Raw genomic sequence first — 11,888 nt, 5'->3', positions numbered from 1 at the left:
CCTTGAAATCGCCAAGGCTGCGCTGACGGTCAAATGCGAGCCAACTGAGGTCAGCTTCATCCGTGCTTTCCACCTGATCCAGTTCGAGCTGCATTGGGCAGGCGTGACCAGATCATATGGAAAATTGCCCGCATCAATGAAGCATTTGCGGGAAAGGCTGGTTAGCCTTCTGAAAGATGAACGGCCCGGCCGCAAATGCGACCGGGCCGTCAAGGCAACGCCGAAGCGTTATGCCGTCCGGAAGGTCAAGAAGCTACCTTAACTGAACGGCATTAGCGCGATGCGCCGCTTTTTTTATATCCGCGGGGGATTCTTCGGAATCGGGTGTCCCGACCGGAAGGGGACGGCCGGCAGGCCGGCGCCGTTGACCAGGTTGGGCGTGGCCGCCTCATGCCAGCCGAAGCGCACGGACTTGGGTTGGTTCACGAACGGGCTGCTCACGAATACCTCGCTGCCCCGGATCGTGGCCGTCGCGGGATGGTAGCGGCCATCGCTGCCGGCGATCTCGAACCAGTCGAGCGGCTTGCCGTCGCGGGCGGCCAGCCCCTGCGCATGGTCGAAACCGAGGGTCGCCTGGCTGCCGGCGACGCGGATCGCGCGGTAGGTCGGGCCATGGGCGGCGATACCCGGCCGCTCGTAAGTCTCGGCCAGCGCCAGGTTGGCCAGGCGCAGCCCGACGCTCTGCTTGTCGCGCGGATGGATGTCGCGCAGGTCGTCGGCCAGGTCGGTGGTGACGATCATGCCGGTATTCGGAATGCGCAGCGCATCAAGCTGGGCTTCGCGCAGGCGCGGCAGCGATTCCGGGCCCCCGACACCCTGGTCCTTGCGCACCACGGAATACAGGTGCGGCGCCAGCTGCACGTAGTAGAAGGGCAGATCCTGCCCGAAGGCGCGGCGCCAGCCCCGGATCATTGCTTCCATCTTCGCGGTGTAGGCGGGACCGTCGTCGGTGTGGAGGATGTTCGATTCCCCCTGGTACCAGAGCGCGCCCTTGAGCCTGAAGGGCGCCAGGCCGGCGATCATGCCGTTGTACAGGGAGGCGGGCTTGTCCTTGACCGCGGGCGGCAAGTCCAGCTGCCCGAGCAGGTCCGGCGGCGTCCACGATTCGATCCGGGTGCCGCCCCAGGTGGCGTCGATCAGGCCCACCGGCGTGCCCAGCTCCTGCCTGAGGCGACGCCCGAAGCTGTATGCGGCCGCCGAGAACTGGGTGCCAATGAGCGCGGCAGGCGTGCTGCGCACCCAGGCGCCGCTGACGTCCTCGCCCGGCTGGGCGGCCTTGAGCTTGGCCACCTTGAACAGGCGGATCTCGGGCTGCTCGGCGCCGGCGAGCGCTTCCTCGGAACCGAAGGTGGGCAGCTGTCCCTTCTTTTCGCCGAAGGGCTTTTCCATGTTCGACTGGCCCGAGGCCAGCCACACTTCGCCGACCAGCACGTCCTGGACGAGGATCTCGTTGCCCGCGCCGCGCACCGACAGCACGCCGGGCGTCGGCGGCGCCTGGCTCAGGTCGAGGTGGATGCGCCAGCGTCCGTCGCTATCGGCGACCGTGCCGAGCGTCTGGTTCCCGAAGCGCACCGATACCGCCTCGTTCGGCGCCGCCCAGCCCCAGACCGGCACCCAGGCTGCGCGCTGCAGCACCATGTGGTCGGACAGCACGCTGGGCAGGCGCACTTCGGCGCCGGCCGGCAGCGCCACCAGCAGCGCGAACGCGACCAGGCCGGCAGCGCGGGCATGAGGGGACCTCATGACGGGTACTTCGGTCCGATGTTCAGGAAGGGGCCGCCCTGCAGGAAGGTGGTGAGGTCGTCCGGCGTCGGGTACGTGACCTCGGTGGATAGCTTGTCGAGGAACTGCGCCGAGCTGTCCTTGGCGACGAAGGCCAGGTGGCGCGAATGGCGGTCGTCCCACCAGCTGCCCGGATTGCTTGAAACGCCGAAGGCGATGGTGTGGCCGACGCGTGGCGTGACCAGGGAACGGCGCAGCAGTTCGACCAGGTCGTCCAGGCTGAGCCAGGTGACCATCTGGCGGTGGGTGCCGGGTTCCGGGAAGCAGAAGCCGATGCGCAGGCATACGGTCTCGATGCCGAAACGGTCCCAGTAGTAGCGCGACAGGTTCTCGCCCCAGACCTTGGACAGGCCGTAGTAGCCGTCGGCGCGCGGCAGCATGCCGGCGTCGACCCGCTCGCTGGTCTGGTACATGCCCATGGTGTGGTTGCTGCTGGCGAAGACCACGCGCCGGATGCCCAGCTTGTGTACGGCCTCGTACAGGTTGACCATGCCGAGGATGTTGGCCTGCATGATGGGCGCGAATTCGACCTCGGTCGAGACGCCGCCGAAGTGCAGGATCGCGTCCACGCCTTCGCACATGCGCATCACCTGCTCGCGGTCGGCGAGGTCGCACTGCACCACTTCCTCGCCCGGGCCTGCGGGTCCGATGTCGGCGACGTCGGCCAGGCGCACGATGTCGGCGAATTCGTGCAGGCGTTCGCGCAGGCGGCGCCCAAGATTGCCACCGGCGCCGGTGAAGAGGATGCGTTTGAATGGTTTGCTCATGATGCTGAAGGCCTTGTTGGACTGGTTGAAACGGATGCGCCATTACCGGCGCATTCGCGGCGGGTGTCAACGTTCGGTCAGCGAACGCTCACGATCTTGAGTAATTCGGCAAATGCTGAACAATAGCACGCTAAGCTACTAATATATTAGCTCAACGGCCCGGCGAGGCCGTCCGATTCCCGTCCTGGAGACCCTCGATGTTCCGTTCCGCTCCCTTGCACTTGTCCGCCTTTGCGCTGGCCGCCTTCCTCGCGGCCGCCCCGGCCCATGCCGACCGTGCCCAGTACGACTTCAACCCCGGCTGGAAGCTGATGGTCGGCGACCCGGCGGGCGCGTCCCAGGCCGGCTTCGACGACAAGGCCTGGAAGCCCGTCACGCTGCCGCGCGCCTGGAACGAGGACGACGCCTTTGCCAAGGACATCGTCGACCACTCGACTGGTGTCGCGTGGTATCGCAAGCGCTTCAGCGTCAAGGACCTCAAGCCGGGCCAGAAGGTCTTCCTCGAGTTCGAGGGGGCGCGCCAGGCGGCCGAAGTGTTCGTCAACGGCCGCCGCATCGGCTTGCACGAGAACGGCGTCACCGCCTTCGGCTTCGAGATCGGCAGTGCCCTGGTGAAGGGCGAGAACGTGATCGCGGTGCGCACCGACAACCGCTGGGACTACAAGGAGCAGGCCACCGGCCAGCGCTACCAGTGGGCCGACCGCAACTTCAACGCCAACTACGGCGGCCTGCCGAAGAACGTGCGCCTGCACGTGACCGAGCCGCTGTACCAGACCCTGCCGCTGTATTCGAACCTGGGTACCACCGGGGTCTACGTCTATGCGCGCGACTTCGACATCCCGGGACGCACGGCCACCATCGCCGCCGAATCAGAAGTGCGCAATGACGGGCAGCAGGCGCGCAGCTTCACCTACGAGGTCGAAGTACGCGACAAGGACGGCAAGACCGTGGCGCGCTTCGCCGCGCCGGCCCAGACCCTGGCGCCCGGCGCCACTACGGTGGCCAAGGCCAGCGCGAATGTGAAGGGGCTGCATTTCTGGAGCTGGGGCTACGGCTACCTGTACGACGTGGTCACGACCCTGAAGGTCGACGGCAAGCCGCTGGACCGCGTCACCACCCGCACCGGTTTTCGCAAGACCGAATTCGGCAATGGCGTGATCAAGCTGAACGACCGCGTGCTGCAGATGAAGGGCTATGCCCAGCGTACCTCGAACGAATGGCCGGCGATCGGCTTGTCGGTGCCCGCCTGGCTGAGCGACTACAGCAATGGCCTGGCCGTCGAGAGCAACGCCAACCTGATCCGCTGGATGCACATCGCGCCGTGGAAGCAGGATGTGGAGTCGCTCGACCGCGTTGGCCTGATGCAGGCCATGCCCGCCGGCGACTCCGAGAAGGATGTGGACGGCCGCCGCTGGGGCCAGCGCGTGGAAACCATGCGCGACGCCATCGTCTACTACCGCAACAACCCGAGCATCCTGTTCTACGAGTCCGGCAACAAGGGCGTGAGCGCCGAGCACATGGCGGAGATGAAAGCACTGCGCGACCGCTACGACCCGCATGGCGGGCGCGCTGCCGGCAGCCGCGAGATGCTGAGCAGCCAGCTGCAGCAGGTGGCCGAGTACGGCGGCGAAATGTTGTACATCAATAAGAGCGCGCGCAACCCGATGTGGGCCACGGAGTACAACCGCGACGAAGGCGCGCGCAAGTTCTGGGACGAGCTCAGTCCTCCCTTCCACAAGAACGGCGACGGTCCGCCGCACAAGGGCCAGCCCGCGCCGTCTTATAATCATAATCAGGACAGCTTCGCGATCGAGGCCGTGCGCCGCTGGTACGACTACTGGCGCGAGCGTCCGGGCACCGGCACGCGCGTCTCGAGCGGCGGCGTCAACATCATCTTCTCGGACAGTAATACCCACCACCGCGGCGCCGAGAACTACCGCCGCAGCGGCGAAGTCGACGCCATGCGCATCCCGAAGGATGCCTTCTTTGCGCACCAGGTGATGTGGGACGGCTGGGTCGACGTCGAGCGCCCGCGCGCCCACATCGTCGGCCACTGGAACTACGCGCCCGGCACGGTAAAGCCGGTGCACGTGATCTCGAGCGCCGAGACGGTCAAACTCACCCTGAACGGCAAGGAGGTCGGCAGCGCACGCCAAAGCGAACGCTTCCTGTTCACCTTTGACCAGGTGGCCTGGGAAGAGGGCGAGCTGAAGGCGGTCGGCTACGACGCCAAGGGCAAGCAGGTGTGCGAGACGGTTCTCGCCACTGCAGGCAAGCCGGTGGCGCTGCGCCTGAAAAACATCCCTTCGCCGCACGGCCTGCGCGCGGACGGCGCCGACCTGGCGCTGGTGCAGGTCGAGGCGGTCGACGCCAAGGGCCGCCGCAACCCGGTGGCGCTGGACACCGTGCACTTCGAACTGGATGGCCCGGCCGAGTGGCGCGGCGGCATCGCGCAGGGGCCAGGCAACCATGTGCTGGCGCGTTCGCTGCCGGTCGAGGGCGGCGTGAACCGGGTGTTCGTGCGCAGCACCACACAGCCCGGGAAAATCACCTTGCGCGCCCGCGCCGATGGCCTGGCGCCGGCGACGCTGAGCTTCGCCTCCAAAGCGGTCAAGGTCGAGGGTGGCCTGGCCGCGCTGCCGGCGCCGCCGCCGCTGCGCCTGGACCGCGGCCCGACGCCAAGCACGCCGTCCTTCACGGTCTCGCGCATCGCGGTGCCGGTGGCCTCCGCGCAGGCAGCGAGCAACGGCGAACAGGCCGCGCACTCCTTCGACGACGACGAAACCACCAACTGGACCAGCAAGACCGGCGAGGCGGCGGAGATCACCTACCAGCTGGCGCGCCCCGCGTTGCTGCGCGAAGTCACGCTCAAGCTGGCCGGCTGGCGCGAGCGCAGCTATCCGCTGCGCGTGTTCGTGGATGGCGTCGAGGTCTGGCGCGGCACCACGCCGAAGAGCCTCGGCTACGTCACGCTGCCATTCAAGGGGCAGCGCGGCAGCCAGGTGCGCATCGCCCTCGACGGCCAGGCCGACGATGCCGGCGCGATCCAGCTGACCGAGGTGGCGAACCAGGCGAATACCGACACTGGCGCCCAGCGCGTCGCGCGGACCGCGCTGGCGATCGTCGAAGCCGAGTTCTACGAGTTCCCGGAATCCTGATTGGGGTGACAGCTTCGATGAATCTTGTCGGCATTCCGTTTCGCCTCGACCGCTCGCGCAACGCGACGGTCCAGGTGTTCGAGCACCTGCGCGAGCTGATCGTCAGCCTGGCAGTCGGGCCGGGCACGGTGCTGCCGCGCCCGCAGCTGTGCGAGTACTACGGGCTGTCGCTCAGCCCGGTGCGCGAGGCACTGCTGCGCCTGGAGGAAGAACACCTGGTCGACATCTATCCGCAGCACCAGACGCAGGTGCGCCGGATCGACCTGGCGCAGGCGCGCCAGGCCCACTTCCTGCGCCTGTCGGTGGAGCTGGAAATGGTGTATGCGCTGGCGCAGCGCGGCGATGCCGCGCTCGGGCGCACGCTGCAAAGCCTGGTCGCACGCCAGCGCGCCTGCCTGGAAGCGGGCGACCTGGCGGGCTTCACGGCGGTGGACATGGAATTTCACCGCGCCATGTACGAAGCGGCGGCCGTGCCGGACCTGTGGTCCCTGAACCGCAGCCGCAGCGGCAACCTGGACCGCCTGCGCCGCCTGCACCTGCCGATGAACGGCAAGGCGCGCTCGATCCTGGCGCAGCACGCCGAGATCGCGGAGCGTATCGCGCGCGGTGACGCGGCGGGCGCGCAGCGCAGCGTGCGCACCCACCTCTCCGGCACCCTGAACGCGATCGACGCGCTGCGCGAGCGCTACCCGGAACTGCTGCTGCCGGTCGACTACCGGAGCTGAGCCATGCGGCGCCGTCCCTTCCTGCTCGCCCTGGCATCCATGCTGCCGGCCGGATGCGCCGCCATCCTGCCGGGCAGGGCAGAGGCGGCGCGCGTGCTGGGCGTGATCGAGTACGGCCAATCGAATGCGGAAGGCCAGGCCATGAAGGCTGCCTCCGTGCTGCGTTCGGAGTATCCGGCGGGGCTGCGCATGCCGCGCACGGCATCCGGCAACGTGTGGCTGGGCCAGGCCACGGTCGGCGGCCGCTCCTTCGAGGCGGACGCCGTCACCGGCCTGGCGCCCCTGCGCGGCGCGATGGGCAGCGCTACCCACGGCAGCACGGCCGGCGAAAGCATGGTGCTGCGCCTGGCACAATCGGCCCTGTCCGGGCAGGAGTTCGTGCTGTTTAATGTCGCCGAAGGCGGACAGAAGATACGCAAGCTGGCGCGCGATGCGCAGCCGCGCTACCACGGCTTTCGCAACCTGATGCGCACCGCGCAAGCGGTTGACGCGGCGCTGCGGCGCGAAGGCAAGCGCTACGTCGTACCGGTGGTCATCATGGCCCAGGGCGAGAGCGATGCGGGTGAATCGCACCTGGGCGAACTGCAGGAGCAGGTCCGCGCCGAGATCGAGGCGGGCATCCGCGCCATCACCCAGCAGCGCGAGCCGGTGTGGCTGCTCAGTTCCCAGCCCTCGAGTTTCGATGCCGAATCAAGCGGCGCGTGCGCGATCCTGGCGCGCCACGTGCAAAGCCTGGGGGAGGGCGGCGCCTACTTCTGCCTGGGGCCGACCTACAACTTTCCCTTCGCCCACGATTTCCTGCATCACAGCAGCGAAGGACACGACATGCGCGGCGAGCTGTATGCGGTCGCCTTCGAGCACCTGCGCCGCCATGGCCACTGGGACGTGCTGCGCGCCGTTTCCGCGCGCGTCGCCGGTCCGGACCAGATCCTGCTCACGCTGAGCGAGCCTGCCGAGGTGGAGCAGCTCCCTGGGCTGGCGCTGCCCTGGCTCGGCATCGGCCTCGATGGCGGCGCGCTTTCCGCGCTGCGAGTGGAGGGCGACATCATCCGCATCACCACGGACGGACCGGCCGCCGCGGTGAAGGCGGTGCGCCTGGGACTGGATGGACACCGCGGCAAGCGGAGCAGGGAGACCATCCCGCGCACCAGCATCCGATCGGCCGCCACATATGGCCAGTATCGCAGCGGAGCGCCGATCCGCAAGTGGCTGTGCCACCAGCAGATTGCGCCCGAGCGATAACTTTGCGCGGCCCTGCGATGTCATAAACGGCATCAGTCCCCATCGGCAGATGTGGCGCTTTCGCACCAACCGCTCAAGCCCGTGAGTGTTTGGCGCAAATGGTTCGAAGCCGGTTGTTGTATTGATTTCATTCAATAACAATCGACTGCGTTCATCGTTGAGCACAACGATCACATAAGACAGACAACAAGGAGGAGAGATGGCACCGTATACCAAGCATGGGTTCCCCGTAAACCGCATCAGTCAGGCAGTCGCCATGGCACTGGCTTCGCTGGTCGCGACTGGCGCATACGCGCAGCAGGCGGCCACGCCGCAGGCATCGTCGACCTCGTCCACGGCGCCGGTAGCCGCGGCCGATGGCGCCGTCGAGACGGTGCTGGTGGTCGGCTCGCGCGAATCGCAGCGCAGCGCGATCGCCCGCAAGAAGAACGCCGCCACCGCGCAGGATTCGATCATCGCCGAAGACGTCGGCGCTTTCCCGGACCGTAACGTCGCCGACGCGATTTCGCGCATCGCCGGCGTGGCGGTCGACCGCGGCGAATTCGGCGAAGGCATCAGCGTGTCGATCCGCGGCAATGGCCCGGAACTGACCCGCGTGGAACTGGACGGCATGGGTGTGCAGCAGGCCGGCGGCGCCGACATGTTGGGCGGCATCAGTGCCGGCGCCGACACCTCGGGCGGACGCGCGGTCGAGATGCGCCAGCTCTCCTCGGACCTGATCAAGAGCGTGGACGTGGTCAAGGGCTCGACCGCCGACATGACCGAAGGCTCGCTCGGCGGCGGCGTGCGGATCCAGACCCGCAACGGCCTCGACTTCAAGAAGGATTACCTGTCCTTCCGCGTGGCGGCCCAGCAGAATTCGCTCAACAAGAAGAAGAACCCCAACCTCAACCTGATCGGCGCCAAGAAGTTCATGAACGACCGCCTGGGCGTGCTGGTCAACCTCTCGAAGAGCAAGGTCAACCAGGAAGCCCACTCGATCAACCAGGGCGGCAACAGCGGCGTGGTCGGCCAGTACCGCCCGATGGACTTCGACAATTCGCCGGAGAAGACGGTTGCGCTGCGCCCCGATACCCTGAACATGAACGACGAGGCCTCGACCACGCCGTTCTACACGGTCCCGTACAGCAATGCGGCGCTGGGCAACTGGACCAGCATGACGCCGAAGGATGTGCTGGAAGGTTCGGCCGCCGCCAAGACCAAGGCCGAGTGCTACCAGAAATTCCCGCTGCTGCCGGCCAACGTGGCCAGCCAGATCGCGACCGGCAACAACGGCCGTACCAATGCCCAGAACATCACCCAGCTGGCGCTGCTGAGCTGCCTGGGCCAGTGGAACGACTGGGTGCCGAGCAATACCCGCTACTTCGTCAACCGCTGGAACGATGACCGCACCAGCGGCGACATCCGCCTCGACTTCAAGGTCAACGATGCGCTCACCGTCTATGCCAAGCATAGCCGCAGCAAGGGCGACGTGATCTCGTACAGCACCAACCTCGGCTACGGCGGCGTGGGCGTGAATCCGGCCACCGTGCGCGGACCGAACGGCTTCAGTGGCGCACCTTTCGTCGACACCATCTCGACCACCCAGCTGGCCAACGGCGCCTGGGGCACCCGTGCCCTGAACCCGGCCTCCGGCTACTACCTCTATCCGGGCGAGCTGACCTACCGCAGCACCGGCGCCCTGAACGGCGCGGTGTCCAACGTCAACCCGAACTCGGTGACCGTGGACGGCAACCACCACGTGACCGGCTTCGAGTTCTCGGACGGTGTCTACGGCGTCGACAACACCACGATCACCACCGGCACCAAGTCCAGCTACACCCAGGCCGGCGGTACCTACAAGAAGGGCATCGTACGCGCGGAGTTCCTGATCGGCGACTCCAAGTCCGATTTCTACCGCTACGAAAAGCGCATGGGCCAGAGCGCCTACCTCGGCACCACCAAGGCCACCGTGTTGCCGAACGGTATCTGGAACTACACGCCGGCCGGCTCGGTGAACCTGAGCGACCCGAACAGCTGGCTGACGCTCGCCAACCAGGCGGCGCAAGCCGCGGTCGCACCGAGCTTCACCACCCCGGGCGCACCTGCCTACACTGCGGCCCAGCTGCCGCGCGTGAACGGCGCCACCACCCTGGCGTTCCAGAACCCGCGCATCAACGAGTCGTTCGAAAAGACGGCCAAGCTGGACCTGGACATCTACACCGACGAGTACATCCCCTTCGTCCCCTCGATCAAGGTCGGCTACAGCCGGCGCAAGAGCGGCTACGACCACTGGGGCACTGGCGGCCCGACCGTGCAGGATGCCGTCGGCACCTTCGGCACGGCCGGCTACATCCCCGGCACCTACGTCTCCACCAACAACCTGCGCACCACCTTCCAGGTGTGCGAAAACACGCCGGGTTCGCTGGCGCCGGGCGGCCGTCCATGCCAGTACGGCTATAACCCGAGCACCGACCCGCGCAACGCGCGCCAGGGCACGATCGTCATCTCGCCGGAGCAGTACCGTTCGCTGTTCAACCAGGGCTACACCAAGCAGCCGACCGCGCAGTTCTATGCGGGCGATCCGGACCGTCCAGGCAACCTGACCAATGGCTGGACCGAGTTCGACATCGACAAGGTCTACGCACTGCTGGGCGTGCCGAACTATAACCTCGACTGCATCAAGGAATGCATCGGCAGCGACGGCCAGATGTACAAGCAGCCGGTGAACTCGATCGTGGAGACCGTCGATGCGGGCTACATGATGGCCAACTTCGAGGTGGATCGCCTGCCGTTCACCCAGCGCTCGCTGCCCTTCGGCATCGTTTTCGACGGCAACGTCGGCGTGCGCGCGGTGCGCACCAAGGTGATCGGCAGCGGCCAGCTGACCTTCCGCTCGATCGTGCCGACCGCCGCCTACAATCCGCTCGACCCGAACAACGCGAACGGCATCAGCACCCGCGTCTATCGCCGCGATACCGCGATCAATGCGAGCACCACCGACTACCTGCCGTCGGCCAACCTGAACACCTGGCTTATTCCGGACAAGCTGGTCCTGCGCTACAACTGGGGCAAGACCATCGCCCGTCCGGCCGCGGGCCGCCTGATCCCGAACGGCACCTGCGAATACGACGGCCGCAACCTGGTCGAGCTCGACGGCGACGGCAACGAAGCGTCGATGCGCTGCACCGACGTCATGGGCAACCCGGAGATCAAGCCGCTGACCAACCATAACCAGAACCTGTCGCTGGAATGGTATGCCAACCGCGACATCATGCTGGCCGGCGCCGTCTACAAGCAGGAAGGCGTCACCGGTGCGCCGACCCTGATCGAAACCGTCGACAACGTCAAGCCGTTCGCGGGCTCCGACGCGGTCGACCCGCAGACCGGCAAGTCGCTGTCCGACCTGGTGTTCACCCAGCGCCGCTGGACCAACCAGATCCCGTTCACCCGCAAGGGCTTCGAGGTCTCGGCCAAGGTCGCCTTCTCGGTGCTGCCGTGGTACCTGCGCTATACCGGCGTGGACGCGAACTACACCCGCAACAAGGCGACCCTGAACGGCGGCGGCCTGCGCGACCTGATCACCGGCGAACTGCTGCCGGTGGCCGGCGAGCCGCGCCACTCCTGGAACGCCTCGGTGTGGTACGACGACGGCGCCCTGTCGATGCGCGTCGGCCTGCAGGTGAAGGCGGACACCTTCTCGTGCACCTCGGGCTGCAACACCAACTCGGTGAACAACTACCCGGTGGTCGGCATGACCAACGTGCGCTTCCCGACCTACAGCCCGGGTGCGCCGCTGTTCCGCCTCGGCACCCGCTACGTGGACGCCAAGATCGCCTACCGCTTCACCAAGAACATCGAGTTCTTCCTGGAAGGGCGCAACCTGGGCAAGACCCACACCGGTTCCAACACCGGCGGCTACTCGGTGTTCGCGGACGGCACCCCGAACGTGTACACCGACTCGTATGCGGGCAGCACCTACATGGCGGGCCTGAACTTCAAGTTCGGCGGCTAATCATCACGTAGGGTGGCAGGGCCGGATGGCCGCCGCACTCGCGGCGGCCATCTGCGTTTACGGGCGGTCGCATCCGAAACGATCACCGTATTGATCGGTTGCCGATGCAATTTTGCCATTTCGATCAGTTCGGTGATTCTTTCGACCCTAAATGGATTAACGCGACCGTGCGCACATAGAATGTTTTCAAGGCCAAGCCGTATTTCAAACTACAGAGCCC

Annotated in this window: 6 protein-coding genes and 1 pseudogene; 5 read left to right on the top strand and 2 right to left on the bottom strand. The window is 66.6% G+C overall.

What is annotated here, in order from left to right; all coding sequences use genetic code 11:
- A pseudogene (locus YWC_RS33415) lies at window positions 1-262 on the top strand (IS4 family transposase); the annotation flags it as partial.
- 32 nt (window positions 263-294) lie between these two features.
- Here the strand turns inward: YWC_RS33415 and YWC_RS0123945 are convergent.
- Both YWC_RS0123945 and YWC_RS0123940 read right to left on the bottom strand, forming a co-directional pair.
- Window positions 295-1,743, bottom strand: a complete 1,449-nt coding sequence (locus YWC_RS0123945; RefSeq protein ID WP_036215779.1) for a sialate O-acetylesterase — start codon at window positions 1,741-1,743, stop codon at window positions 295-297.
- Window positions 1,740-2,549 carry an NAD-dependent epimerase/dehydratase family protein gene (locus YWC_RS0123940; protein WP_027867647.1) on the bottom strand — a complete coding sequence of 270 codons (810 nt, stop codon included), beginning with the start codon at window positions 2,547-2,549 and terminating at the stop codon, window positions 1,740-1,742. The genes YWC_RS0123945 and YWC_RS0123940 overlap by 4 nt, the downstream gene beginning before the upstream one ends.
- Window positions 2,550-2,746: 197 nt before the next feature.
- On the opposite strand from YWC_RS0123940, the gene YWC_RS0123935 reads away from it, so the two are divergent.
- From YWC_RS0123935 to YWC_RS30655, 4 genes are all read left to right on the top strand, one after another.
- A complete protein-coding gene (locus YWC_RS0123935) occupies window positions 2,747-5,707 on the top strand; it encodes a glycoside hydrolase family 2 protein (protein ID WP_051306717.1) in 2,961 nt (986 codons plus the stop codon).
- A gap of 17 nt (window positions 5,708-5,724) precedes the next feature.
- On the top strand, window positions 5,725-6,432 hold the full coding sequence (locus YWC_RS0123930; protein WP_027867645.1) for a GntR family transcriptional regulator: 708 nt from the start codon (window positions 5,725-5,727) through the stop codon (window positions 6,430-6,432).
- A 3-nt stretch (window positions 6,433-6,435) separates the two neighbouring features.
- Window positions 6,436-7,674 carry a hypothetical protein gene (locus YWC_RS0123925; protein WP_027867644.1) on the top strand — a complete coding sequence of 413 codons (1,239 nt, stop codon included), beginning with the start codon at window positions 6,436-6,438 and terminating at the stop codon, window positions 7,672-7,674.
- 256 nt (window positions 7,675-7,930) lie between these two features.
- Window positions 7,931-11,668 (top strand): TonB-dependent receptor, encoded by a 3,738-nt coding sequence (locus YWC_RS30655; protein WP_051306716.1) that lies wholly within the window; start codon window positions 7,931-7,933, stop codon window positions 11,666-11,668.
- Window positions 11,669-11,888 lie beyond the last annotated feature (220 nt).

It is taken from the genome of Massilia alkalitolerans DSM 17462 (genome assembly GCF_000427785.1).
GTDB lineage: Bacteria > Pseudomonadota > Gammaproteobacteria > Burkholderiales > Burkholderiaceae_D > Telluria > Telluria alkalitolerans.
Note: the sequence above shows the minus strand (reverse complement) of the source record. Positions and strands in the feature narration are given on the sequence as shown.